The organism is Leucobacter luti, from assembly GCF_050310065.1.
GTDB classification, from domain to species: Bacteria; Actinomycetota; Actinomycetes; order Actinomycetales; family Microbacteriaceae; genus Leucobacter; species Leucobacter luti_B.
Map to the genome: position 1 here is coordinate 2,198,177 of NZ_CP190007.1, position 23,735 is coordinate 2,221,911.

General features: G+C 69.1%; 23 protein-coding genes and 1 tRNA gene. 5 read left to right on the forward strand and 19 right to left on the reverse strand.

What is annotated here, in order from left to right; translation table 11 throughout:
• Positions 1-119: 119 nt before the first annotated feature.
• Complete coding sequence (gene coaE / locus ACOPJ3_RS10065) at positions 120-716, reverse strand: dephospho-CoA kinase (protein ID WP_427869035.1); 597 nt, start codon at positions 714-716, stop codon at positions 120-122.
• A gap of 113 nt (positions 717-829) precedes the next feature.
• Between coaE and ACOPJ3_RS10070 the strand changes: the two genes are divergently transcribed.
• On the forward strand, positions 830-1,456 hold the full coding sequence (locus ACOPJ3_RS10070) for a DUF4126 domain-containing protein (protein WP_427869036.1): 627 nt from the start codon (positions 830-832) through the stop codon (positions 1,454-1,456).
• Positions 1,457-1,609: 153 nt separating this feature from the next.
• Here the strand turns inward: ACOPJ3_RS10070 and rpsA are convergent, their stop codons facing one another.
• From rpsA to ACOPJ3_RS10085, 3 genes are all read right to left on the reverse strand, one after another.
• Positions 1,610-3,058, reverse strand: a complete 1,449-nt coding sequence (gene rpsA / locus ACOPJ3_RS10075; protein ID WP_427869037.1) for a 30S ribosomal protein S1 — start codon at positions 3,056-3,058, stop codon at positions 1,610-1,612.
• Between the two features lie 167 nt (positions 3,059-3,225).
• Complete coding sequence (locus ACOPJ3_RS10080) at positions 3,226-3,942, reverse strand: response regulator (protein WP_427869038.1); 717 nt, start codon at positions 3,940-3,942, stop codon at positions 3,226-3,228.
• On the reverse strand, positions 3,932-5,254 hold the full coding sequence (locus ACOPJ3_RS10085; protein ID WP_427869039.1) for an ATP-binding protein: 1,323 nt from the start codon (positions 5,252-5,254) through the stop codon (positions 3,932-3,934). The genes ACOPJ3_RS10080 and ACOPJ3_RS10085 overlap by 11 nt, the downstream gene beginning before the upstream one ends.
• A gap of 193 nt (positions 5,255-5,447) precedes the next feature.
• Here ACOPJ3_RS10085 and ACOPJ3_RS10090 point away from each other — a divergent pair, with 193 nt between their 5' ends.
• Both ACOPJ3_RS10090 and ACOPJ3_RS10095 read left to right on the forward strand, forming a co-directional pair.
• The gene (locus tag ACOPJ3_RS10090) at positions 5,448-6,884 is read left to right on the forward strand and encodes a cation:dicarboxylate symporter family transporter (RefSeq protein ID WP_427871215.1); all 1,437 of its coding nucleotides are present in this window, start codon (positions 5,448-5,450) and stop codon (positions 6,882-6,884) included.
• A gap of 480 nt (positions 6,885-7,364) precedes the next feature.
• On the forward strand, positions 7,365-8,339 hold the full coding sequence (locus ACOPJ3_RS10095; RefSeq protein ID WP_427869040.1) for an IS481 family transposase: 975 nt from the start codon (positions 7,365-7,367) through the stop codon (positions 8,337-8,339).
• Here ACOPJ3_RS10095 and polA read toward each other — a convergent pair.
• On the reverse strand, positions 8,336-11,011 hold the full coding sequence (gene polA, locus ACOPJ3_RS10100; protein WP_427869041.1) for a DNA polymerase I: 2,676 nt from the start codon (positions 11,009-11,011) through the stop codon (positions 8,336-8,338). The two genes, ACOPJ3_RS10095 and polA, sit on opposite strands and share 4 nt — an antisense overlap.
• Before the next feature lie 110 nt (positions 11,012-11,121).
• Here polA and ACOPJ3_RS10105 point away from each other — a divergent pair, with 110 nt between their 5' ends.
• Positions 11,122-11,562 (forward strand): hotdog fold thioesterase, encoded by a 441-nt coding sequence (locus ACOPJ3_RS10105; RefSeq protein ID WP_427869042.1) that lies wholly within the window; start codon positions 11,122-11,124, stop codon positions 11,560-11,562.
• 79 nt (positions 11,563-11,641) lie between these two features.
• On the opposite strand, the gene ACOPJ3_RS10110 is transcribed toward ACOPJ3_RS10105, so the two are convergent.
• A complete protein-coding gene (locus ACOPJ3_RS10110) occupies positions 11,642-12,250 on the reverse strand; it encodes an ANTAR domain-containing response regulator (protein WP_427869043.1) in 609 nt (202 codons plus the stop codon).
• Between the two features lie 135 nt (positions 12,251-12,385).
• Here ACOPJ3_RS10110 and ACOPJ3_RS10115 point away from each other — a divergent pair.
• Positions 12,386-12,467, forward strand: a tRNA-Leu gene (locus ACOPJ3_RS10115).
• Between the two features lie 195 nt (positions 12,468-12,662).
• Here ACOPJ3_RS10115 and pyk read toward each other — a convergent pair.
• The 13 genes from pyk to rpe all read right to left on the reverse strand — a co-directional run bounded on the left by pyk (position 12,663) and on the right by rpe (position 23,729).
• Positions 12,663-14,138: a pyruvate kinase gene (gene pyk, locus ACOPJ3_RS10120; RefSeq protein WP_427869044.1), complete on the reverse strand. Its 1,476-nt coding sequence runs from the start codon at positions 14,136-14,138 to the stop codon at positions 12,663-12,665.
• A gap of 7 nt (positions 14,139-14,145) precedes the next feature.
• A complete protein-coding gene (gene lgt / locus ACOPJ3_RS10125; protein WP_427869045.1) occupies positions 14,146-15,138 on the reverse strand; it encodes a prolipoprotein diacylglyceryl transferase in 993 nt (330 codons plus the stop codon).
• An 87-nt stretch (positions 15,139-15,225) separates the two neighbouring features.
• The gene (trpA, locus tag ACOPJ3_RS10130; protein ID WP_427869046.1) at positions 15,226-16,035 is read right to left on the reverse strand and encodes a tryptophan synthase subunit alpha; all 810 of its coding nucleotides are present in this window, start codon (positions 16,033-16,035) and stop codon (positions 15,226-15,228) included.
• A complete protein-coding gene (gene trpB, locus ACOPJ3_RS10135) occupies positions 16,032-17,276 on the reverse strand; it encodes a tryptophan synthase subunit beta (RefSeq protein ID WP_427869047.1) in 1,245 nt (414 codons plus the stop codon). Before trpB ends, trpA begins: the two co-directional genes overlap by 4 nt.
• A 16-nt stretch (positions 17,277-17,292) precedes the next feature.
• Complete coding sequence (gene trpC, locus ACOPJ3_RS10140) at positions 17,293-18,063, reverse strand: indole-3-glycerol phosphate synthase TrpC (protein ID WP_427869048.1); 771 nt, start codon at positions 18,061-18,063, stop codon at positions 17,293-17,295.
• Between the two features lies 1 nt (position 18,064).
• Positions 18,065-18,298 carry a DUF6704 family protein gene (locus tag ACOPJ3_RS10145; protein WP_427869049.1) on the reverse strand — a complete coding sequence of 78 codons (234 nt, stop codon included), beginning with the start codon at positions 18,296-18,298 and terminating at the stop codon, positions 18,065-18,067.
• A 104-nt stretch (positions 18,299-18,402) separates the two neighbouring features.
• A complete protein-coding gene (locus tag ACOPJ3_RS10150) occupies positions 18,403-19,008 on the reverse strand; it encodes a Trp biosynthesis-associated membrane protein (RefSeq protein ID WP_427869050.1) in 606 nt (201 codons plus the stop codon).
• Positions 18,998-20,578 carry an anthranilate synthase component I gene (locus ACOPJ3_RS10155; protein ID WP_427869051.1) on the reverse strand — a complete coding sequence of 527 codons (1,581 nt, stop codon included), beginning with the start codon at positions 20,576-20,578 and terminating at the stop codon, positions 18,998-19,000. The genes ACOPJ3_RS10150 and ACOPJ3_RS10155 overlap by 11 nt, the downstream gene beginning before the upstream one ends.
• A gap of 48 nt (positions 20,579-20,626) precedes the next feature.
• Positions 20,627-21,019: a phosphoribosyl-AMP cyclohydrolase gene (hisI, locus tag ACOPJ3_RS10160; protein ID WP_427869052.1), complete on the reverse strand. Its 393-nt coding sequence runs from the start codon at positions 21,017-21,019 to the stop codon at positions 20,627-20,629.
• Between the two features lie 18 nt (positions 21,020-21,037).
• On the reverse strand, positions 21,038-21,802 hold the full coding sequence (hisF, locus tag ACOPJ3_RS10165; RefSeq protein WP_427869053.1) for an imidazole glycerol phosphate synthase subunit HisF: 765 nt from the start codon (positions 21,800-21,802) through the stop codon (positions 21,038-21,040).
• A gap of 13 nt (positions 21,803-21,815) precedes the next feature.
• Complete coding sequence (hisG, locus tag ACOPJ3_RS10170; protein ID WP_427869054.1) at positions 21,816-22,658, reverse strand: ATP phosphoribosyltransferase; 843 nt, start codon at positions 22,656-22,658, stop codon at positions 21,816-21,818.
• An 85-nt stretch (positions 22,659-22,743) separates the two neighbouring features.
• Positions 22,744-23,007: a phosphoribosyl-ATP diphosphatase gene (locus ACOPJ3_RS10175; protein WP_427869055.1), complete on the reverse strand. Its 264-nt coding sequence runs from the start codon at positions 23,005-23,007 to the stop codon at positions 22,744-22,746.
• A gap of 59 nt (positions 23,008-23,066) precedes the next feature.
• Positions 23,067-23,729 carry a ribulose-phosphate 3-epimerase gene (gene rpe / locus ACOPJ3_RS10180; RefSeq protein ID WP_427869056.1) on the reverse strand — a complete coding sequence of 221 codons (663 nt, stop codon included), beginning with the start codon at positions 23,727-23,729 and terminating at the stop codon, positions 23,067-23,069.
• Positions 23,730-23,735: the final 6 nt, after the last annotated feature.

The window sequence follows — 23,735 nt, forward strand, 5'->3', positions numbered from 1 at the left end:
CCGCCGACTCGCAGCGCTCACCCAGAGATCTGCACTCAACTTCAAGAATTTCGGCAGACAGCCGAGCTGAACGCAGAAATCCTGGCGAGTGCGGCGGGCAAGCACCTTGACCCGGGAAGCTACGTCGTGAGGCGCGCCCAGAGTTGGTCGACCTGCTCGAGCGTCTCGGCCTCCGTGCCCGACGTGTCGATCACCTCGTCGGCCACGGCCAGGCGCTCCTCGTCGCTCGCCTGGTTTGCGATCCGCCGCCGCGCCTCCCCCTCGTCCATGCCGCGGAGCGTGACCATGCGCGCGACCCGCGTCTCAGCCGGCGCATGGGCGACGAGGATGAGATCCCAGCCCTCGGTCTTGCCGCCCTCGACGAGGAGCGGCACCTCGTAGACGACGATGGCGTCGGGATCGGCCGCCCGGATCGCCGCGAGCCGTGCCTCGTAGAGCCGGGCGATCTCCGGGTGCACGATGCCGTTCAGGTCGGCGAGCGCCGCCGGATCCGCGAACACGATCGCGCCGAGGGCCGCGCGGTCGAGGGTGCCGTCGGGCAGCAGGATCCCCGCGCCGAAGCGCGCAACGACGCCCGCAAGGCCCGGCGAGCCGGGCTCGACCGCCTCGCGCGCGAGCTGGTCGGAGTCGATCCGCGTCGCGCCAAGCGTCTCGAGGCGGCGGCCGATCGTTGATTTTCCGGAGGCAATTCCGCCGGTCAGCACGATGAGTTGCACGCGGAGATTCTATAGCCATGCAGAGTTTCCCCTGATCGTGTCCGGATCGCGACGCGAGGCCCTGCCGCTCGCCGGCTCGGAGTGCCTATGCTGGGGTGCGAGGAGGTCTCATCATGCTCGAGCTCATCACCGGCACGGTTCTTGCCGCGTCCGCGGGACTGAACGCGTACATCCCGCTGCTCGGCCTCGGCCTGCTCTCGCGCTTCACCGACCTCGTCGAGCTGCCCACCGGCTGGCTCTGGCTCGAGAACGAGTGGAGCCTCGGGATCGTGGGGGTGCTGCTCCTCGTCGAGATCCTCGTCGACAAGTTCCCTGCGCTGGACAGCATCAACGACATCTTGCAGACCGTCGTGCGACCCGCCTCAGGTGGCATGGTATTCGCGGCCGGCGCGTCGAGCGACACGGTCGCCGTCACCGACCCAGCGAGCTTCGTATCCTCCGGGCAAATTTGGCCGATCATCGTCGGGATCCTGGTCGCGCTCGTCCCTCACGCGCTGAAGTCGCTCGGCCGCCCCGTGCTCAACATGGTCACGGGCGGCGCGGGAGCCGCCGCCGCGAGCACGCTCGAGGACATCGGCGCCGTCGTGCTCACCGTGCTGGCCGTCGTCGTCCCGATCATCGCGCTGATCGTGCTCGTGCTCATCGTCGTGCTGCTCGTGCGGCAGGTGCGGCGCGCGATCGCGGCGCGGCGGCGCAGGCGCGAAGAGGCGGCGGCGACCGCCGGGATCCAGACGGTCTAGCCGCACCCGCACGTCCAGCCTGAACCGCGCGGCCCGCACCGCGCTGCCCGCACCGATCCTGCCCGCACCGATCCTGCCCAGATACGCCGGAAGGCCCGGCACCCTTTCGGGTGACCGGGCCTTCCTGTGTGCAGTCGGTGCTGCGCTCGGGGCTTAGTTGCCGCCCTCGAGCTGCGCCTTGAGCGCCGCGAGCGCCTCGTCGTCGGCGAGTGCGCCGGCCGAGGAGGAATCGCTCGAGAAGCTCGAGGAGGGTGCGTCTGCGGCGGGAGCGGCAGCTGCCTCGGCGAGCGAAGCGGCGACCTGCTTCTTGTGAGCCTCCCAGCGCTCCTGGGCAGCAGCGTAATCCTGCTCCCACTTCTCGCGCTGAGTCTCGAAGCCTTCCTTCCACTCCTGCGTCTCCGGATCGAAGCCCTCGGGGTACTTGTACTCGCCGTTCTCGTCGTACTCCGTGGCCATGCCGTACAGAGCCGGATCGAACTCGGTGCCCTCGGGATCGACGCCCTCGTTCGCCTGCTTGAGGCTGAGCGAGATGCGGCGGCGCTCCAGGTCGATGTCGATGATCTTGACGAAGACCTCCTGGCCGGCCTGAACGACCTGCTCAGCGAGCTCGACGTGCTGACCCGACAGCTCGGAGATGTGGACGAGGCCCTCGATGCCGTCCGCAACGCGCACGAACGCGCCGAAGGGGACGAGCTTCGTGACGACACCCGGGGCGATCTGGCCGATCGCGTGGGTGCGGGCGAAGACCTGCCACGGATCCTCCTGCGTCGCCTTGAGCGACAGAGAGACGCGCTCGCGGTCGAGCTCGACGGAGAGCACCTCGACGGTGACCTCCTGGCCGACCTCGACGACGTCCGAAGCGTGCTCGATGTGCTTCCAGGAGAGCTCCGAGACGTGGACGAGGCCGTCGACGCCGCCCAGGTCGACGAACGCACCGAAGTTGACGATCGACGAGATGACGCCCTTGCGGACCTGGCCGGGCTTGAGCTCGGCGAGGAACGAGGAGCGGGTCGCCGACTGCGTCTCCTCGAGGAGCGCGCGGCGCGAGAGGACCACGTTGTTGCGGTTCTTGTCGAGCTCGAGGATCTTCGCCTCGATCTCCTGGCCCAGGTACGGGGTCAGGTCGCGGACGCGGCGGAGCTCGATGAGCGAGGCCGGGAGGAAGCCGCGGAGGCCAATGTCGACGATCAGGCCACCCTTGACGACCTCGATGACGGTGCCCGTGACGACACCCTCGTTCTCCTTGATCTTCTCGACATCGCCCCAGGCGCGCTCGTACTGAGCACGCTTCTTGGACAGGATCAGGCGACCTTCCTTGTCCTCCTTCTGGAGCACGAGCGCCTCGACGCTGTCGCCGACCTCGACGACCTCACCGGGGTCGACGTCGTGCTTGATGGACAGCTCACGCGAGGGGATAACGCCCTCGGTCTTGTAACCGACGTCGAGGAGCACCTCGTCGCGGTCAATCTTCACCACGGTGCCCTCGATGAGGTCTCCGTCGTTGAAGAACTTGAGGGTCTGTTCGACCGCTGCAAGGAAGTCGTCGGCTGAGCCGATGTCGTTGATTGCGACCTGCTTGCTCTCGGTCGTTGCGTTCGTCATGTAATTGGTCTCCAGAATGGACAGGATATTCAGGCGGGAGCGCACGTCGTTCTCGAACCGAGCCTCGGCCCGAGAGCACGTCCCGCACGTGGACATGGTTGGGTCGCCACAGATGTGACGCTCCATTCTATCCACGGGACACGCCCGAGTTCAAGCCACCAAACGGGTCAGTCGATCCAGCGGTACTCGCTCTGCGGCCGGCCGGGCGATCCCAGCCGCGGCGTGCGGTCGACGCTGCCGATCGCGGTCAGGTGCTCGAGGTAGCGCCGCACCGCGACCCGCGACATTCCGACCTGCACGGCGAGCTCAGCCGCGGAGCGGGATCCGGCACTCCGGAGCGCCTGCGACACGAGCTCCAGCGTCTCCGGGGCGATCCCCTTCGGGAGCCGCTCAACCGCCTGGGGCCTCAGTGCGGCAAACAGCGAGTCGATGTCCTGCTGCGTCGCGCGCCCCGTCGCGCTCGACTCGTGCTCCCAGAACTCGCGGAACTGGGCCAGGCGATCCCGGAACGTCGCGAAGGTAAACGGCTTGATCAGGTACTGGAACACGCCGAGCGACGCGGCGCGGCGCACACTCTCCGCCTCGCGCACGCCGCTGATCACGATCGCGTGGAGCTGGTTGCCGCGCGATCGGATGAAGCGGAGGAGCTCGATCCCGCTGCCGTCCGGCATCGTGACGTCGAGGAGCAACAGGTCGATCTCCGCACCCGGTTCGTTCAGGCGCATCAGCGCCTCGCGCGCGCCCGCAGCCTCCGCCGCAACCTCGTACCCGTCGAGCCGCTCGAGATACGAGCGGTGCAGCTCCACGATCAGCGGATCGTCGTCGATGATGAGGACCCGGATCGGGCGCGTCGCCCTGCCGGAGTGTGTCGTCTCAGCCTGCACGTACGTTCCCTTCGGGGGTGAATCGATCCGGAGCCCGCGCATCGAGCGGAGGCAGCAACACGCGCACCGTCGTCGGCTGCTCGTCGATCACGATCCTGCCGCCCGCGTTCTGCACGATCTCCCGCACGAGCGGGAGGCCGATACCCCGGCCGGCAGGCCGGCCCGACTTCGACGAGAACCCGTGCTCGAACCGGCGCTCCCTCGCCTCGGAGGTAAACCCGGGGCCGCTGTCCGTGACCACGATGCGGAAACTCCCGTCGGCGTCCGCGCCAAGCGTCACCTCGACCACGCGCGGGCCAGGCCTTGCGAGCACCGCCTCAAACGCGTTGTCGATGAGGTTGCCGACGACCGACACCGCGTCGACGGGGTGCAGAGGGAGCGCAGGCGCGCGCGGATCCACCGCGGCGTTCAGCGTGATCCCGACTTCTTTTCCCTCGGCGGTCTTGCCCAGAATGAGCGCCCCCATCGTGGGGTCAGCAGTCGCGGGGGTCGCGAGGCGGTCGACGAGATCCTGGTTCTGCCGCCCCGTCGCCGCGAGCAGCTCGATCGCCTCGGGCGTCCTCCCGAGCTCGAGCAGCGCGACGGCCGTGTGCAGCCGGTTGCCGTGCTCGTGATGCTGCGCGCGCATAGCCGCGCCCAGCGTGCGCAGCGACTCGTAGGACGAGGTCGCATCCCGCACGGCCTCGGCCGTCATGTCGCCCGTGAGCTGGCGGGTGTAGCGACGCACGAGCCACGCACCGACCAGACCTGCGCCCATGAGGCTGAGCGTGATCCCTGCGATGAGCGGGAACTCCTCCTTAATCGCCGCGCCGACCGTCGAGATCGTCACGCCGACCGAGACCCAGCCGAGGAGCGTGCCGTCCTCCGAGAGGACGGGTGCGATGGTACGCACCGAGTCGCCCAGCGTGCCCGTCGCGATCTCGGTGATCGTCACATACTGATCCGGGATCGTGCCGAGATACTGGCCCCCGATCTGGGACGCGTTGCGGTGCGTGTAGCGCTTGCCGCTCGGGCTCATGATGGTGACGTAGCTCACCCGGGCCTGCTCGATCACGCCGCGGCCGAAAGCCTGCAGCCGCTCAGCGCTCTCCTCGAAGCGCCCGGGCGTCGCCCGCGCGAGCTCGCCGCGCACGGTCGGCGAAACCGCGAGGGTGTTCGCGACGGTCTGCGTCGCGCGCTCCACCTCGTGGTAGCTCGCGCGGTAGCGATCCCACACCAGCAGCCCGCCAATGACCGCACCGAGCACCGCGACCACGACCAGCAGTGCGACAAACACCGTGGTCGAAGCGCTCTTCTGCCGCCTGCGAAACATGCCGGATATTTTCGCACGCAGCTGTAGCCAATTCCATCCGTGCGGGACCAATACGACCAAAACCCACGCACTTTCCGTGCTCGCACCTACGGTTTGGGGAGCATTTCGGGCACCCGCCCGCGCTACAACAGCCGAACAATGACGTTGCAGGAGGACCACCGTGGCGCTCTCAAACTTCACCTCATCGATCCGATTGCCGGGATACAACTGGCGCAAAAACAAGCAGTCCTGGGACAAGCACACCTGGCTCTACGTCTCCGTGATCATCGCGGTCGTCGCGGGCGCCGTGCTCGGCCTCGTCGCCCCCGAGTTCGCCGTCTCGCTCGAACCCATCGGCAAGGCCTTCGTCTCGCTCATCAAGATGATGATCGCCCCCATCATCTTCTGCACGATCGTCGTCGGCGTCGGCTCCATCGCGAAGGCCGCGACCGTCGGCCGGATCGGCGGCCTCGCGCTCGTCTACTTCATGCTGATGTCGACCTTTGCGCTCGCGATCGGCCTCGTCGTCGGCAACGTGATCCACCCCGGCGAGGGCCTCGACATGCGCGGCGCGAGCTACGAGGTGGAGGGCGAGGCTGCCGGCACGGTCGACTTCCTGCTCGGGATCATCCCGCCGACCTTCTTCGCGGCGTTCACGGGCGAGAGCGTGCTGCAGGTGCTCTTCATCGCGCTGCTCGCCGGCTTCGCCCTTCAGGGGCTCGGCGAGCGCGGCGCCCCCATCATGAACGCGATCCGGCAGCTGCAGCTCCTCGTGTTTCGCGTGCTCGGGATGATCCTGTGGCTCGCGCCCGTCGGGGCGTTCGGCGCGATCGCCGCGGTCGTCGGCAAGACGGGCGTCGCCGCGATCTGGAGCCTCGGGATCCTGATGCTCGCCTTCTACGTGACCTGCGTGCTGTTCATCGTCGGCGTCCTCGGCACCCTCCTCTACCTCGTGACCCGACTCAACATCTTCACCCTCATGAAGTTCCTCGCCCGCGAGTACCTCCTGATCGTGGGCACCTCCTCCTCCGAGTCGGCGCTCCCCCGCCTCATCGCAAAGATGGAGCACGTCGGCGTCTCGAAGCCCGTCGTCGGCATCACGGTGCCGACCGGGTACTCCTTCAACCTCGACGGGACCGCCATCTACCTCACGATGGCGTCGCTCTTCATCGCGACGGGCATGGGCCAACCCATGAGCATCGGCGAGCAGATCGGGCTCCTCGTCTTCATGATCATCGCTTCGAAGGGCGCGGCAGGCGTGACCGGCGCCGGCCTCGCGACGCTCGCCGGCGGACTGCAGGCCTACCGCCCCGACCTCGTCGACGGCGTCGGCGTGATCGTCGGCATCGACCGCTTCATGTCCGAGGGGCGCGCGCTCACGAACTTCACCGGAAACGCGGTCGCGACGCTCCTCATCGGAACCTGGACCGGCCAGATCGATCGCGATCGGGCGCGGCTCGTGCTCTCGGGCGACATCCCCTTCGACGAGGAACAGCTCGCGCAGGATCCGGCGGGTGCGGGGGCGGGTTCCGGCGCCGGGCCGGCCGCGGCGCCTGCTGCTGGGCCGGCGGCTGCGGCTGGGCCGGCGGATCCGGCGTCTGCGGATGCGGCGCCCGCGGATCCGGCGTCTGCGCCGGCGCGCGCGCTCTAGTCCGCCCCCCCCCTCTCCCTCCCCCTGAGTTGACCCAAAGTGCGCCTTGGAACGCCGATTCCGTCACTTTGGGTCAACTCAATCCCGGGGCGCGGCGGCGGGTGGTCGGCGCGGGGAATGGGGCTCAAAGGCCGACTCGGCGTGCACTCGGGAGCTCGGGCGCCCCGCAAGCCCCCCCCTCTCCCAGCGCACTACAGCCCTGGGTTGACGCAAACTGCGCCTTGGAACGCAGAAAACGCAACTTTGGGTCAACTCAACCCCGGGAGCACTGGGGCAACAGTGTTGAGTTGACCGAAAGTGTGCCCTGGAGCGCAGAATGCGTCACTTTGGGTCAACTCAACGCCGGGCAGGGTCGCGGCAGCGCGGCACGCCCGCGGCGCGCCTAGTTGTATTGACCCGGATGGTTGTTGACATAAGAGAAGCCCCCGGTGTCGAGTTGGAGCTGTCTAGTTCTACATCTCGCACACACGGAGGCTTCTCATGTCCCACGCTAACGCCCGATTGGCTCCCGCGGGCCGTTTGATCATGATTCAGCGCATCCAGTCGGGGCGTGCGGTCGCGCATGTTGCCGCTGAGATGGGCGTCTCGCGCACGACCGCGTGGCGGTGGTGGCGCAGGTTTCAGGAGCTGGGGATCGCGGGACTTGCTGATCGATCCAGTGTTGCCCGGACACATCCCCAACGTACGCATTCGTGTGTGGAAACCCGGGTACGGATCATGCGGGCACTCACCCGTCGCGGCCCCGTGTTCATCGCCGGGAAGCTCGGCCTGCACGCCTCGACCGTCGGGCGCGTACTGCGTCGCCATCACACCCCGTTGTTGCGTGAATTGGACCCAGTCACCGGGACTGTGATTCGTGCTTCTCGCCGGTCGGCCAAGCGATACGAACACGAGTATCCCGGCTCGTTGATCCATATCGATGTGAAGAAACTCGGCCGCATCCCTGACGGAGGAGGGTGGCGCCTCCACGGACGAAGCGAACGCCCGAACCGGAAACGCGGACAGGGCTATGACTACGTCCACACCGTGATCGATGATCACTCTCGGGTCGCGTACGCCGAGATCCACGACGACGAGAAAGGTATCACCGCGGCCGGTGTCCTCGAACGCGCCATCAGGTTCTACGCGTCACTCGGGGTGCGAGTCGAACGCGTCATCAGTGACAACGCGTTCGCGTACCGGCATTCCGCCGCGTTTAAAGACGTCATCACCCAACACCGCATTCAGCAACGGTTCATCCGCCCCCACTGCCCCTGGACGAACGGGAAAGTCGAACGCCTCAACCGAACGCTCGCGACCGAGTGGGCATACGCCAGACCCTGGACTTCCAACACCGACCGCAGAGCAGGGTTGCGGGCCTGGCTGAACTACTACAACCTAGACAGACCCCACCTCGGCATCCAAGGCCAAACTCCAATCGACCGAATCAACAACGGTCGAGGTCAGTACACCTAGTGGGCGGCGGCGTTCCAGTTGGGGCCGCGGCCGACCTGGACGTCGAGCGGGACCGAGAGTTCGGCGGCGCCCGCCATCTCCTCGCGCACGATCGCCTCGAGCGCGTCCCACTCGCCTGCGGCGACCTCGAACATGAGCTCATCGTGGATCTGCAGGAGCATGCGTGAGGTCATGTTGGCGGCGCGCATGCGGTGCTCGACCTGGATCATCGCGCGCTTGATGATGTCGGCGGCGGAGCCCTGGATCGGGGCGTTGAGCGCTGCGCGCTCCGCGTTCTCGCGCAGGATCCGGTTGGGGCTCGCGAGGTCGGGGAACGGGCGGCGGCGGCCGAAGATCGTCTCCGTGAACATGTCGCGCTTCGCCTGGTCCACGACCGAGCGGAGGTAGTCGCGCACCCCGCCGAAGCGCTCGAAGTAGTCGGTCATCAGCTGCTTCGCCTCTGCGGCGGAGATGCCGAGCTGCTTCGAGAGGCCGAAGGCGGAGAGGCCGTAGGCGAGGCCGTACGACATGGCCTTCACCTTCGAGCGCATCTCGTTCGTGACCTCCTCGGGCGGCACGCCGAAGATGCGGGAGCCGACGAAGCGGTGCAGGTCCTCGCCCTGGTTGAAGGCCTCGATGAGGCCCTCGTCGCCGGAGAGGTGCGCCATGATGCGCATCTCGATCTGCGAGTAGTCGGCCGTCATCAGGGTCTCGAACTCCGGCGCGTGGATGAAGCCCTCGCGCAGGCGGCGGCCCTCCTCAGAGCGCACGGGAATGTTCTGCAGGTTGGGGTCGGTGGAGGCGAGGCGACCCGTGCTCGCGCCCGTCTGCACGAAGGTCGTGTGGATCCGCCCGTCCGGCTGCACAGCCTTGATGAGCGTCTCGACAATCTGCCGCAGCTTGTTCGCGTCGCGGTGCGCGAGCAGCGCGTCGAGGAAGGGGTGCGGCTTCTTCACCTGGAGCTCGGCCAGCGCCGCCGCGTCGGTCGTGTAGCCGCGCTGCGTCTTGCGCGTCTTCGGCATGTCGAGCTGGTCGAAGAGCACCTCCTGCAGCTGCTTCGGCGACGACAGGTTGACCTCGCGGCCGATCGCGTCGAACGCGGCCCGCTCGAGTTCCGCGACGCGCGCCTTCAGCTCCGCGTCGTGCGCCTCGAAGAGCGGCAGGTCGACCTGCACGCCGCGGTGTTCGAGCGCCGCGAGCACGGGAACGAGCGGGATCTCGATGTCACGGTAGATCTCGATCGTGCGCGACTCGAAGCGCTCCAGGATCACGGGGTGCACGCGGGCGATGTACCAGGCGAGGGTCGCCGCGTCGGCGACGCTCCCCTCCTCTGGCACGAGCTGGTTCGGATCCCCCTCGGGCACCTGCTCCCCGAGGAAGCGGAACACGGCCTCCGCGATCGTCTTCTCGGGCGTGATCGGGCGCAGGAGCCACGCGGCGATGAGCACGTCGCCCGCGATCCCGCCGATCGCGACGGCCTCGCCGGCCCCCGAGCCGTTGCGATCCCCCGCCCCTCCGTCAGCGCCGCCGGCGCCCTCGACGAGCTTGATCTGCTGCTTCGCATCGAAGAAGATCTTCGGGGCGTCGGAGGCGAGCCACTGCTCGAACTGGCCGTAGTCGCGGCCGCCGGGGATCCAGCGGAACGTCACCGCCGAATCCGCCGTCGCCACGCCGACGTCGAAGGTCTCGCCCTCCTGCCGGATCACGACCGCGGGCGTGTCGGTCTTCGCGAGCCAGTCGCCGAGCTCCTCGTCGATCAGGTTCTTCGCCTCGGGCTTCTCGGGAGCGAGCGAGGCCGTCGCCGTGACGGCGCCGCCTGCCGGCACCTCGGCGCCAGCGAGCTTGCCGACGCGCTGCAGCAGGGTGCGGAACTCGAGCTTCGCGAACACCTGCTGCACGGCGGCCATGTCGATGTCGCCGCGCTTCAGGTCGTCGAGGGTCACGTCGAGCTCGACGTCGCGCACGAGCCGGTTCAGGCGCCGGTTCCGCTCCGCGAGGTGCGCGTTCTCGCGCAGGCTCTCGCCGACCTTGCCCCCGATCTCGTCTTGCCTGCGCAGGATCTCCTCGAGCGAGCCGAACTGATTGATCCACTTCACCGCGGTCTTCTCGCCCACGCGCGGAATCCCGGGAAGGTTGTCGCTCGTCTCGCCAACGAGCGCCGCGATCTCGGGATACTGCTCCGGCCGGATTCCGTACCGCTCCATGACCTTCTCGCCGTCGTAGCGCGTGAGCTCGCTCACGCCCTGCTTCGACGGGTAGAGGAGCGTGATCCGGTCGTCGACGAGCTGGATCGTGTCTCGGTCGCCGCTCACCACGAGCACGCGGTAGCCGGCCTCGGCGCCGCGCGTCGCGAGGGTCGCGAGGATGTCGTCGGCCTCGTAGTTCTCCTTCTCGAGGGTCCGGATCCCCATCGCGTGCAGCGCCTCCTGCAGCAGCGGAACCTGACCCTTGAACTCGGGCGGCGTCTCGCCGCGCGTGCCCTTGTACTCTGGGTATTCCTCGGTGCGGAAGGAGTGCCGCGAAATGTCGAACGCCACCGCGAGCGCGTCTGGCTGCTCGTTGCCCAGCAGGTTGATGAGCATGGCGATGAAGCCGTGGATGGCGTTCGTGTGCTGCCCGGTCTGGGTCTGGAAACTATCGACGGGGAGCGCGTAGAACGCACGGAAGGCCAGTGAGTGGCCATCGATGATCATGAGAGTAGGCTGAGGCGTATTCGACACATGCACAGCCTACAAGCCGCCACTGACGTTCACACGGGTCATCGGGCGGCGGAGGCCCGAGACGGAAGACACGACGCCCCGACATGAACGAGACCACGACCGCCGCAGACCGCACGATCCCCGAGGACGGGCTGGAGTTCATTCGCAGCAGGGGCCTGGGGGCGCTCGCGGATCGGATGGGGATCGAGGTCACCGAGTTCGCGCCGGATCGCGCCGTCGCCACGATGCCCGTCGAGGGCAACACGCAGCCGATCGGCCTCCTCCACGGCGGCGCCTACGTCGTGCTCGGCGAGTCGCTCGGCTCCATGCACGCGAACTTCGTCGCCCCCGAGGGCCACGTCGCCGTCGGCGTCGACATCAACGCGACCCACACGGGCTCGGCCACGAGCGGCCTCGTCACGGGCGTCTGCACGCCGATCAAGATCGGCCGTTCGATCACGGTCCACGAGATCGTCGTGAGCGACGAGCGCGGCACGCGCTGCTCGACGGTCCGGATCACGAACTTCTACAAGCGCATCCGCTGAGGCGGGCGGATCCGGATCCCCGCGCACGAGAAAGCCCCGGATCGGGATCCCGATCCGGGGCTTTTCTGATGCGACTCGCTCAGTCCTTCTTCGGTCCGAGCTGGTCGATGATCGTCTTCGCGACGTCCTGCATCGTGAGGCGGCGGTCCATCGACGCCTTCTGGATCCAGCGGAACGCCTCGGGCTCACTGAGACCCATCTTGTCGTTCAGGATGCCCTTCGCGCGGTCGACGAGCTTGCGGGTCTCGAAGCGCTCGGCCAGGTCTGCGACCTCGCTCTCGAGCGCCACGATCTGCTGGAAGCGCGAGAGCGCGATCTCGATCGCGGGGATCAGGTCTGCGGGGGTGAAGGGCTTGACCACGTAGGCGAGTGCACCGGCCTCGCTCGCGCGCTCGACGAGCTCGCGCTGGCTGAACGCCGTCAGCAGCACCACGGGGGCGATGTGATCCTTGTTGATCCGCTCGGCCGCGGAGATGCCGTCGAGCTTCGGCATCTTCACGTCCATGACCACGAGATCCGGGCGGAGCTCCTCCACGAGGCGCACCGCCTCCTCGCCGTCGCCGGCCTCGCCGACCACGTCGTATCCGTTGTCACGCAGTGTCTCGACGATGTCGAGGCGGATCAGGGACTCGTCTTCGGCGACGACAACGCGTCGCGCAGCGCTCGGTGCAGTGCTCTGGTCATTCACCCCACCAGCTTAGCCCACCGCCCTGCCGTTTCCCTCAGAGACGCGGCCCGCTGAGCGCACAATTCCGCCTCGCGCCTGCGCTAGTGTGGTCTAGGTCGCGGGCGCGAAGCACGCTCGCGCGACAATCGAATACTCGCCGGATTGGTGGAATTGGCAGACACGGCGCACTCAAAATGCGCTGCCGAAAGGTGTACGGGTTCGAGTCCCGTATCCGGCACTCCCCGCGTCTCAGCGCCTCTTGTTCTTGTGCTGCACCCACAGCGCCCAGCCGACGACGGCGCCCGCCGCGACGAACACGATCCACGAGATAACCGCTGCTGTGACCACGCTGAAACGATAGCAGCCCGCCCGCCGCGACTCGGAGGTCGCGGGCGAGCGGGCTGGGATCAGTCAATGACCGTGCGGGACGCGCCTAGACGAACACCTTGCCGCGGCCGATCGCGTGCTTGCGGGGGCCTGCCTCCGGGAGCTGGCCCGTCGCCTCGCCGATCCGGTGGATCCGGAGCGTGTTCGTCGTGCCGACGACCCCGGGAGGCGATCCGGCGATGATCAGCACCTTGTCGCCGATCTGCACGCGCGAGTGGTCAAGCAGCACCTCGTCGACCTGCACGAACATCTCGTCGGTTGAGCCGACCCGCGGCACCTCGTAGCTGCGCGCGCCCCACGTCAGCTCCATGCGCCTGCGGGTCTCCGGATCCGGCGTGAAGCCGATGATCGGGATCGGCTTGCGCAGCCGAGACATGCGCCGCACGGTGTCACCTGACTCCGTGAAGACGCAGATATACTTCGCACCGATGAACTCGGCGACCTCAGCCGCGGCGAGGGTGAGCGCGCCGCCCTGCGTGCGGGGCGCAGCGCCGAGCGGCTCGATCCGGTCGAGCGCGTGATCCTCGGTCGCCTCGATGATGCGGGCCATGGTGGCGACCGCCTGCACCGGGTAGGCGCCGACCGAGGTCTCGCCCGAGAGCATCACGGCGTCTGCGCCGTCGAGGATCGCGTTCGCGCAGTCGGACGCCTCCGCGCGGGTGGGGCGCGGGTTCTCGATCATCGACTCGAGCACCTGGGTGGCGACGATCACGGGCTTCGCGTTGCGGCGCGCGAGCGCGACCGCCTCGGTCTGCACGAGCGGCACCTGCTCGAGCGGAAGCTCGACGCCGAGGTCGCCGCGGGCGACCATGATGCCGTCGAACGCCGCAACGATCTCCTCGAGATGCTCGACCGCCTGCGGCTTCTCGATCTTCGCGATCACGGGCAGGCGGACGCCCTCCTCGCGCATGATCTCGTGCACGCGGTTGATGTCGGCGGCGTCGCGCACGAAGGAGAGCGCGATGTAGTCGGCGCCGAGCTTGATCGCCCAGCGCAGATCCTGCTCGTCCTTCTCGGACAGCGCCGGCACGTTGACCGCGACGCCGGGCAGGTTGATGCCCTTGTTATTCGATACGGCGCCGGGGATCTCGACGGTCGTGTACACCGTGTCCTCCGTGACGCGGGTGGCGCGCAGGCCCACCTTGCCGTCGTCGACGAGCAGCGGATCGCCGGGACTCACGTCGCCCGGCAGGCCCTTGTGGGTCGTGCCCGCGAGCTCGCGGGTGCCGATCACGTCGCGCGTGGTGATCGCGAACTCGTCGCCGACCTCGAGCTCGTAGGGGCCGCCCTCGAACTTGCCGAGCCGGATCTTCGGCCCCTGCAGGTCCGCGAGGACCGCGATCGGGCGGCCGACCTCGGCCTCCGCGCGCCGGATGTTGCGGTAGATGCCCTCGTGCACGTTGTAGGTGCCGTGGGACATGTTGAGCCGCGCCACGTTCACGCCGGCCCTGATCAGCTCGAGGGTGTGGTCGTAACTAGAGACCGCGGGCCCCCAGGTCGCAACGATCTTCGCGTGACGCATTCGACTCCTAGCGTTGGTGGGTGTGTTCAGGCTGCGGGGTATCCTCCGCGGCGCCAGCTGGCGCCGCAGCCGGTTCGGGATCGGCGGCGTCGCCGTGATCCAGGATGTGGTAGTACTCGTCCGGGTTCGCGGTGTCCTGCAGGATCGAGTCCGCGGGGTTGCGGCGGCCGGGCAGGTACACCGAGCGCTCGAGCCCCACGTGACGGCGGCGCTGCACGAACCACAGGACGATGCCTGCGAGCACGGCGAGCATGGCCGCGAGCACGTTCGTGCGGATCCCGAAGAACAGCAGGCTCGGGTCGACGCGGAGCGACTCCGTGAAGGTGCGGCCGATCCCGTACCAGATCAGGTAGAGCGCGAAGAACTGGCCCCAGCGCGGGCGCCACTTGCGCTCGATCGCGAGCAGCACGATGATGCCGAGCACGTTCCAGATGGCCTCGTAGAGGAAGGTCGGGTGGAAGAGCGTGCCCTCGGGGAGGCCGATCGGGAAGGCCGCGTTCGTCGACTCGATCTCGAGGCCCCACGGCAGCGTCGTCGGGCCGCCGAAGAGCTCGTGGTTGAAGTAGTTGCCGAAGCGGCCGATCGCCTGCGCGAGCAGCATGCCGGGCACGAGCGCGTCGGCGAAGGACCAGAACCGGATCCCCGTGATACGCGAGGCGATGAGCACGCCGATGGCGCCGCCGAGGAGCGAGCCGAAGATCGCGATCCCGCCCTGCCAGAAGGCGAAGATGTCGAGCCAGTTCTTGCCCGGGCCGAAGTAGTCGCCCCAGTGGGTCGCCACGTGGTAGAGGCGCGCCCCCACGATCCCGAGCACGAGCGCCCACACGAGGAAGTCGAAGACCGCCCCGCGCTCGCCCCCGCGCTCACCGAGCCTGCGCGCGGTCCAGATCCCGGCGAAGATGATGCCGACGATGATGCAGAGCGCGTAGAAGTAGATGCGCAACGGCCCGATCTGCAGGAACTGGATTTCGGGGCTCGGGATACTCAGCGGGAGAATCATCCACTCCTCTTTCGCTCGCGGCGCCTCGCCGCTGGAAACTCTGGTCTGCGCCTGACGCGGGCGTGCCGCGCGGCTATCGGGTCAATCCTAGCGCGCCGCGGCTGGGCGCTGCGTTCCCGCGGCGATCTCCCGGACCACCTCGGAGAGCCGCTCGACGCCGCCGTCTCGGAGCGCGCGCACGAACGCGGTGCCGACGATCGCGCCGTCGGCGTACTCAAGCGCCGCGGCCACCTGCTCGGCGGTCGAGATGCCGATGCCGACGCACGCGAGCTCGGCGCCCTGCTCACGCAGGCGCGCGGTGAGGCTGCGGGCGGCCGCGTCGAGCTGCGCCCGCTCCCCCGTGATCCCCATGGTGGAGACCGTGTACACGAAGCCCGTCGTGTGCTCGACGACGAGGCGGAGCCGCGCGTCGCTCGAGCTCGGCGCCGCGAGGAATACCCGGTCAAGCCCGGTGCGCTCGCTCATGGCGAGCCACTCCGCCGCGGAGTCCGGCGTGATATCCGGGGTGATGAGCCCGGCGCCGCCCGCCGCGGCGAGATCGGCGGCGAAGCGCTCGACCCCGTACTGCATCACGGGGTTCCAGTAGGTCATCACGAGCACGGGCACGTCGACGGCTTCGCGCACGCGGCGCACCGCCTCGAACACGTCGGCGAGCCGGAAGCCGGAGGCGAGCGCGTGCTGCGTCGCCTCCTGGATGATCGCCCCGTCCATCACGGGGTCCGAGTAGGGCACGCCGAGCTCCAGCACGTCAGCACCAGCCTCGGCCATCGCGATCGCCGCGGCGATGCTCGTGTCGAGATCCGGATACCCGACGGGCAGGTAGCCGATGAGGGCTCCCCCGCGCTCCGCCTTCGCGCTCCGGATCGCGGCCGCAACCGCAGAGTTCTGCCCGCTCACTCCCCGACCTCCGTCGCGTCGCCGTCGAGGAGCCCGAAGTAGCGCCCCGCCGTTGCCATGTCCTTGTCGCCGCGACCCGAGAGGCTCACGGCGATGATTGCGTCCGGGCCGAGCTCCTGGCCGACGCGGATCGCGCCAGCGAGCGCGTGCGCCGACTCGATCGCCGGGATGATGCCCTCAGTGCGGCTGAGGAGCCGCAGCGCCTGCATCGCCTCGTCGTCGCTCGCGGGGATGTACTCCGCGCGTCCGATGTCGGCGAGCCAGGCGTGCTCCGGGCCGACGCCCGGATAGTCAAGGCCGGCAGAGATCGAGTGCGACTCGACCGTCTGCCCGTCGTCGTCCTGCAGCACGTAGGTCTTCGCGCCGTGCAGGATCCCGGGGCGGCCGCGCTCGATCGAGGCCGCCTGGCGGTCCGTGTCGACGCCGTCGCCCGCCGCCTCGACGCCGAAGAGGCGCACCGAGGCGTCGTCGAGGAACGCGTCGAACATGCCGATCGCGTTGGATCCGCCGCCCACGCACGCGATCACCGCGTCCGGGAGGCGCCCCGTGCGCTCGAGCAGCTGCGCGCGCGCCTCCTCCGAGATGATCTTCTGGAAGTCGCGGACCATCGCGGGGAACGGGTGCGGGCCGGCGGCTGTTCCGAAAATGTAGTTGGTGCGCTCGACGCTCGCGACCCAGTCGCGGTACGCCTCGTTGATCGCGTCCTTCAGGGTGCGGGATCCGGTCGTGACTGGGATCACCTCGGCTCCGAGGAGGCGCATGCGCGCGACGTTGAGGGCCTGCCGCTCGGTGTCGACCTCGCCCATGTAGATCGTGCACTCGAGCCCGAAGAGGGCAGCGGCCGTCGCCGTCGCGACGCCGTGCTGGCCCGCGCCGGTCTCGGCGATCACGCGGGTCTTGCCGAGGCGCTTCGTGAGGAGCGCCTGGCCGAGCACGTTGTTGATCTTGTGCGAGCCCGTGTGGTTCAGGTCCTCGCGCTTCAGGAAGACGCGCGCGCCGCCCGCGTGCTCCGCGAAGCGCGGCACCTCGGTGATGGGCGAGGGCCGGCCGGCGTAGTCGCGCAGCAGCTCGGCGAGCTCCGCGCGGAACGCGGGATCGGCCTGCGCCTCCTCGTAGGCGACCGTGAGCTCGTCGATCGCGGCGATGAGCGACTCGGGCATGAAGCGCCCGCCGTAGTCGCCGAAGAAGGGTCCGTGCTGGTCGCGGAGGCTCGACACGGCCCCGGAGTGATCAGTGGTCATGTACGAGCCTGTCGGTTCAGACGTTCAAATAGGACTTGAGCGTCGCAATCGGATCATTGGTAACAAGTGCCTCGCCCACGAGCACGGCGTCGGCCCCCGCGTCGCGGTAGCGCTCGACGTCGGCGACGTCGAGGACGGCGGACTCGGCGACGCGGATGACGCCGGCCGGGATCTGGTCGGCGACGCGGCCGAAGAGGTCGCGGTCGAGTTCGAAGGTGCGGAGGTCTCGCGCGTTCACGCCGATGAGCTGGGCGCCGAGGTCGACCGCGCGGGCCACCTCGTCGGCCGAGTGCGCCTCGACGAGCGGGGTCATCCCGAGCTCGCGGATGAGCGTGTGGAGCTGCTCGAGCCGCTCCTGCGGGAGCGCCGCGACGATGAGCAGCGCGAGATCGGCGCCCGCGGCACGGGCCTCGAGCACCTGGTACTCGTCGCCGATGAAGTCCTTGCGGAGCACCGGGATGCTGACGGCCTTGCGGACCGCCTCGAGATCCTCGAGCGAGCCCTTGAACTTGCGTTCCTCGGTCAGCACGCTGACGACGCTCGCTCCCCCGGACTCGTACTGGGCCGCGAGGGCCTGCGGCTCCGGGATCTCGGCGAGGTCGCCGCGCGATGGGCTCGCCCGCTTCACCTCGGCGATCACCTTCATGTGATCGGCCGGCGCGAGCGCCTCGAGCGCGTCGAGCGCGGGAACGCGCGCGAGCGCCTCGGCCTCGACCACCGAAAGTGGCCGGAGTTCCCTGCGCGCCCTCGCGTCCTCCAGAGAGCCCGCGAGCAGTTGCTCCAGCACCCTAGTCGTGGGACTTGGGCGAGAACTTCGGCCCGTTGACGCCGAAGCCGGCCTTCGAGAGGATCCAGCCGAGGATGGCACCCAGGGCGACAATGCCCGCGCACACCCACACCATGGTCGGCATGTGCAGGAAGAAGAAGACGGTGCCGGCTGCGATGCCGAGCAGCATCACCACGACCGCCGTCCATGCGGCGGGCGAATCACCGTGACCGGGGTCTCCGTGCTGGGTACTCATGAAACTCCTCTGAACGAATCGGGACGACCCCAATCCTACCGGGTTTCAGACCGCTTTCAGGAAACCGGTCCAGCGCGGCGGGGCGAAGGGGCCGGGATCGCGGCTCAGCGCTCGGGAGCCTCGCCGTCGTCATCGCTCGTCGGATCCTCGCCATCGCTCAGCGAGTCCCAGTCCGAGATGCGGTCCGGCTTGCCCGTGCGCGCGGTCGACGCGGCATCCCTCGGCGCCTGGTCGTACTTCCTGCCGCCCTGCGCCCAGAGGCGGCCGACGACGAGCACGGCCACTCCGAGGAGCGCGGCGACGAGGCCGGCCGCGAGCGTCGCCCACGCCCAGCCCGAGAGCTGGCTCCACACGACGCCATTGACCGTCGCGCCGCCCGCGATCCCGGTGAGCTCCGTGATCTTTCCGCTCACTGAGGCGAGCGGCGCGTTGATCACGCCGAAGCACAGCGCGACGACGCCCGCCCCGAGCAGGGCCACGAGGGCCCCGAGCACGGCGCGGAACACCTTGCCGGCAATCGTGAGCGCGAGCGCCGCGGCGACGAGCGCGATCGCGACGGGCGAGAGCGCCGGGTTGACGTCGTGCCCCGTCGCGGAGTGCAGGGCGTGCTCCCCGTCGAGCATGAACGACACCCACGGCTGCGAGCCCGCGAGCAGTGCGACACCCCCCGCGACGGCGATGCCTGCGACGACGATGAGCTTAGAGCGCATCAGAATCCTCCCCCAGCGGGCTCAGCGTGTTCGCGATCGCGATCGCGCGCAGCGGCGCCGCCGCCTTGCTCTGGCACTCGGCGTCCTCCGACTCCGGAACGGAGTCGGCGACGATCCCGGCGCCGGCCTGTACCATGGCGACCCCGCCCTTGATCGTCGCGGTGCGGATCGCGATCGCGAGATCGGCCGCACCGCCGAGCCCGAAGTAGCCGACGACGCCGCCGTAGACCCCGCGTTGCACGGGCTCCAGCTCGTCGATGATCTGGAGCGCGCGCGGTTTCGGCGCGCCGGAGAGCGTGCCTGCCGGGAACGTCGCCCGGAACACGTCGATCGGGTTCTCCCCCTCGCGGGTCACGCCCTCGACGGTGGAGACGATGTGCATGATGTGGCTGAAGCGCTCGATCCGCATGAACTCGGTGACCTCGACCGAGTCGGGGCGGCAGACCCGCAGCAGGTCGTTGCGGGCGAGGTCGACGAGCATCAGGTGCTCTGCCCGCTCCTTCTCGTCGGCGAGCAGGTCGTTCTCGTGCTGCCGGTCCTCCTCGACCGTCGCTCCGCGGGGGCGGGATCCCGCGATCGGGTGCGTCATGACGTGCCCGCTCTCCTGCACCGTGACGAGCGCCTCGGGGCTCGATCCCACGACCGCGAAGGGCTCGCCGTCGTTGCCCACGAGCTGCAGCAGATAGAGATACGGGCTCGGATTCAGGTGCCGGAGCACGCGGTAGACGTCGAGCGGGTCGGCGGTGCACTCCTGATCGAAGCGCTGAGACGGCACGACCTGGAAGATGTCGCCGTCGACGATGTGGCGCTTTGCGACGTCGACGGCGGCCATGAACTCCGCGGAAGTCGTGAGCCGGTGGGGATCCGGCTGCGCCGCGCGGTCGAGCGCGCCGAGCGGCGAGGGCGTCGGGGCCGCAAGCGCGGCCTGCAGCGCGTCGAGCCTGGCCTGCGCGTCCGCCCACTGGGCGTCCGGATCCGGATCCGACTCCTTAGCCTGCCCGCCGAGCACCCCGTCGTTCAGCACGTTCGCGAGGAGCACGACCGTGCCCTCCCGGTGGTCGATGACGACGAGCTCGGAGACGAAGCTGAGGCCCTGCGTCGGAAGCCCCGGCCCCCGCTCGGGGCCGTGTTCGAGCCGTTCGAACTGCCGCACCGTCTCCCAGCCGAGGTAGCCGACGAAGCCGCTCGCGAGCGGCGGGAGGCCAGCCACCTGGGGCGAGCGCCAGCGCTCGTAGACGGCGCGCAGCGCCTCGACGGGGGCGAGCGCGGAGACGCCGCCCTCCAGGAGCCGCTCCTCAGTGACGCCACTTCCCGCTGCCTGCGCCCAGCTGGCGCGGCCATCGCGCTCGCCGAGCACGCCGAAGGATCCCGCGCCGACGAAGCTGAAGCGCGTCCAGACGCCGCCCTGCTCAGCGGACTCGAGGAGGAAGGTGCCCGGGCGCGAGCCCGCGACCTTCCGGTAGATGCCGACCGGGGTGTCCGCGTCGGCGAACACCTCCCGGCAGACGGGGATCACTGCGTGTGCTGCGCGAGCGCTGTCGAACTCGGCGCGGGTCGTCGTGAGGGTCACGACAGAAGCCTATCGCTCTGGATCCTGGACGAATCTCGCCCGGAGCCGCTACTCCTCGACCTCGCCGACGACCGCGGGAATCTCGCGGTCGGTGAAGCAGCTACGGGTGCCGGTGTGGCACGCGGCGCCGAGCTGGATCACGCGCACGAGCAGCGTGTCCTCGTCGCAGTCGAGGAAGACGCTGCGCACGTACTGGCGGTGGCCCGAGGTGTCGCCCTTGCGCCAGTACTCCTTGCGGGAGCGCGACCAGAAGGTCACGCGGCCGCTCGTGATCGTGCGGCGCACCGCTTCAAGATCCATCCAGGCGAGCATGAGCACCTCGTTGCTCTCGTCGTCCTGGATAATCGCGGGCATCAGCCCCTTCGAGTTGAAGATCAGCCGGCCGAGCGCGGCGTCGGTCGCATCGATCTCGACGCGACCCGTCTCAGATTTCGTGGTCATCCGTTTCCTCATCCCCACCTAGAGCCGGACCGTGTGGCCGGCCTCCGCGAGCGCTCGCTTGACCTCGCCGACCGTGAACGTGCCGTCGTGGAACACGGAGGCCGCGAGCACCGCGTCGGCGCCCGCTTCGACCGCGGGCGCGAAGTGCTCGAGCTTGCCCGCGCCGCCCGAGGCGATCACGGGCACCTCGGCGAGCGCGCGCACGCGCGCCGTGAGCTCGAGGTCGAAGCCAGCGAGGGTGCCGTCCGCGTCCATCGAGTTGACGAGCAGCTCGCCCGCGCCTCGCTCGACGGCCTCGCTGCACCAGGCGAGCGCGTCGAGCTCGGTCTCGCGCTTGCCGCCGTGCGTCGTCACGACGAAGCCGGAGGGCGTCTTGGGGCTGCGCTTCACGTCGAGCGAGAGCACGAGCACCTGGGATCCGAAGCGGTCGGCGATCTCGCCGATCACGGCGGGGCGCGCGATCGCGCCGCTGTTGATTCCGACCTTGTCTGCCCCGACCTCGAGGAGCCGCGCGACGTCGTCGACGCCGCGCACGCCTCCTCCCACGGTCAGCGGGATGAAGACCTGCTCGGCCGTGCGCTGCACGACGTCGTACGTCGTCGAGCGGTCGTCGACCGTCGCGGTCACGTCGAGGAAGGTGAGCTCGTCGGCCCCCTGCTCGGCGTACTTCGCGGCGAGCTCGACGGGATCGCCCGCGTCGCGCAGGTTGAGGAAGTTCACGCCCTTCACGACCCGCCCGGCGGCGACGTCAAGGCACGGGATGACCCGGGTGGCGAGCGACATCAGCGGCCCCCGCTCAGAGCCTGGCGGCGTGGATCGCGGTCACGAGGATCGCCCGCGCGCCGAGGTCGTACAGCCGGTCCATGATCTCGTTCGCCTGATCCGCGCGCACCATGACGCGCACGGCGACCCAGCGCTCGTCCTTCAGCGGGGAGACCGTCGGCGACTCGATCCCGCCCGCGACCTGGGTCGCGGCGTCGAGCTGGTCGAGCGGGAGGTCGTAGTCCATGATCACGAACTTGCGCGCGACGAGCACGCCGCGGAGGCGGCGCAGGAGCCGCTCGATGCCCTCGTGCTGGGTCGGGCCGCCGATGAGCACGGCGGTCGACTCGAGGATCACGGGGCCGAAGATCTCGAGCCCGGCCGCGCGGAGGGTCGCGCCCGTCGAGACGACGTCGGCGACGGCGTCGGCCACGCCGAGCTGCACGGCCGACTCGACCGCGCCGTCGAGCTTCACGAGGGAGGCGACGACGCCGCGGGCCTGCAGGAAGTCGTCGACGAGCTTCGGGTAGCTCGTCGCGACGCGCTTGCCCACCAGGTGGGCGATGTCGGAGACCTCGCCGCCGGCCGGGGCGGCGAAGCGGAACGTCGAGTCGGCGAAGTCGAGGTGCGCGATCTCGCGGGCCCCGGATCCCGAGTCGAGGAGCAGGTCGCGGCCCGTGATCCCGACGTCGAGGGCTCCGGATCCCACGTACGTCGCGATGTCGCGGGGGCGGAGGTAGAAGAACTCGACGTCGTTGACGACGTCGGTGTGGACGAGCTTGCGGCTGTCGCGGCGCCCCGAGTAGCCGGCCTCAGCGAGCATCTCGGCGGCGACTTCGGAGAGCGAACCCTTATTGGGGACGGCGATGCGAAGCATGGGGTGGAATCCTTCCGTGGTGGCCGAGCTCCGGCCGGGTCGATGAGGTCAGCGGAGAGCGTCGACGCGCACGGGGGCGCCGACGCTACAGATGCGCGTAGACGTCCTTCAGCTCCAGCCCCTTGGCGAGCATGAGGACCTGCAGGTGGTACAGCAGCTGGCTGATCTCCTCGGCGCACGCCTCGTCGGACTCGTACTCGGCGGCCATCCAGACCTCGGCGGCCTCCTCGACGATCTTCTTCCCGATCGAGTGGACCCCGGCGTCAAGGCGCGCGACCGTGTCGCTCCCCTCGGGGCGCGTGGCGGCCTTCTCGGAGAGTTCGGCGAACAGCTCATCGAACGATTTCACGGTTCAACACTACCGTGTGCGGCGGCCCGCTCGTGGCCGTAGCCCGATCCGGCGCCGTTTCAGTGGGCGTGTGCCGCCGCTGCGCGCCGCAGATCGGCGATGCGATCCTCGGGAACGCCGCCGTACACCGCGGATCCCGCGACGAACGTGTCGGCCCCGGCCTCGGCCGCGATCCCGATCGTGTCGACCGTGATCCCGCCGTCCACCTGCAGCCACACGTCGAGGCCGAGCTTCGCCTTCGCCTCGGCGAAGCGGCGGAGCTTCGGCATCATGTCGGGCATGAACGACTGGCCGCCGAAGCCCGGCTCGACCGTCATCACGAGCACCTGGTCGAACTCCGGCAGCAGCTCGAGATAGGGCTCGGGATCGGTGCCGGGCTTGAGCGCGATGCCGGCGCGGGCGCCGATCTCGCGGAGCCTGCGCGCGAGGGCCACGGGATCCTGCGCCGCCTCGGCGTGGAAGGTGACGGAGAACGCGCCCAGCTCTGCGTAGCCCGGCGCCCAGCGGTCGGCGTCGGAGATCATGAGGTGCACGTCGAGCGGCACCGGGGAGACGGCCTGGATCCGCTCGACGATGGGCGGCCCCATCGTGAGGTTCGGCACGAAATGGTTGTCCATGACGTCGACGTGCACGAGGTCGGCGGTCGAGATGGCCTCCAGTTCAGACTGGAGATTCACGAAATCGGCTGAGAGGATGCTCGGGTTGATGCGCTGCGCGGTCACCCCACA

Coding starts and splice junctions, on each gene's coding strand:
- ACOPJ3_RS10105 (WP_427869042.1), top strand. CDS start 11,122: ATGAACGAGACCACGACCGCCGCAGACCGCACGATCCCCGAGGACGGG.
- ACOPJ3_RS10095 (WP_427869040.1), top strand. CDS start 7,365: ATGTCCCACGCTAACGCCCGATTGGCTCCCGCGGGCCGTTTGATCATG.
- ACOPJ3_RS10070 (WP_427869036.1), top strand. CDS start 830: ATGCTCGAGCTCATCACCGGCACGGTTCTTGCCGCGTCCGCGGGACTG.
- ACOPJ3_RS10085 (WP_427869039.1), bottom strand. CDS start 5,254: ATGTTTCGCAGGCGGCAGAAGAGCGCTTCGACCACGGTGTTTGTCGCA.
- hisG (WP_427869054.1), bottom strand. CDS start 22,658: ATGCTTCGCATCGCCGTCCCCAATAAGGGTTCGCTCTCCGAAGTCGCC.
- trpB (WP_427869047.1), bottom strand. CDS start 17,276: ATGACCACTGATCACTCCGGGGCCGTGTCGAGCCTCCGCGACCAGCAC.
- ACOPJ3_RS10145 (WP_427869049.1), bottom strand. CDS start 18,298: ATGAGTACCCAGCACGGAGACCCCGGTCACGGTGATTCGCCCGCCGCA.
- hisF (WP_427869053.1), bottom strand. CDS start 21,802: ATGTCGCTCGCCACCCGGGTCATCCCGTGCCTTGACGTCGCCGCCGGG.
- lgt (WP_427869045.1), bottom strand. CDS start 15,138: ATGATTCTCCCGCTGAGTATCCCGAGCCCCGAAATCCAGTTCCTGCAG.
- hisI (WP_427869052.1), bottom strand. CDS start 21,019: ATGACCACGAAATCTGAGACGGGTCGCGTCGAGATCGATGCGACCGAC.
- pyk (WP_427869044.1), bottom strand. CDS start 14,138: ATGCGTCACGCGAAGATCGTTGCGACCTGGGGGCCCGCGGTCTCTAGT.
- ACOPJ3_RS10150 (WP_427869050.1), bottom strand. CDS start 19,008: ATGCGCTCTAAGCTCATCGTCGTCGCAGGCATCGCCGTCGCGGGGGGT.
- polA (WP_427869041.1), bottom strand. CDS start 11,011: ATGATCATCGATGGCCACTCACTGGCCTTCCGTGCGTTCTACGCGCTC.
- rpsA (WP_427869037.1), bottom strand. CDS start 3,058: ATGACGAACGCAACGACCGAGAGCAAGCAGGTCGCAATCAACGACATC.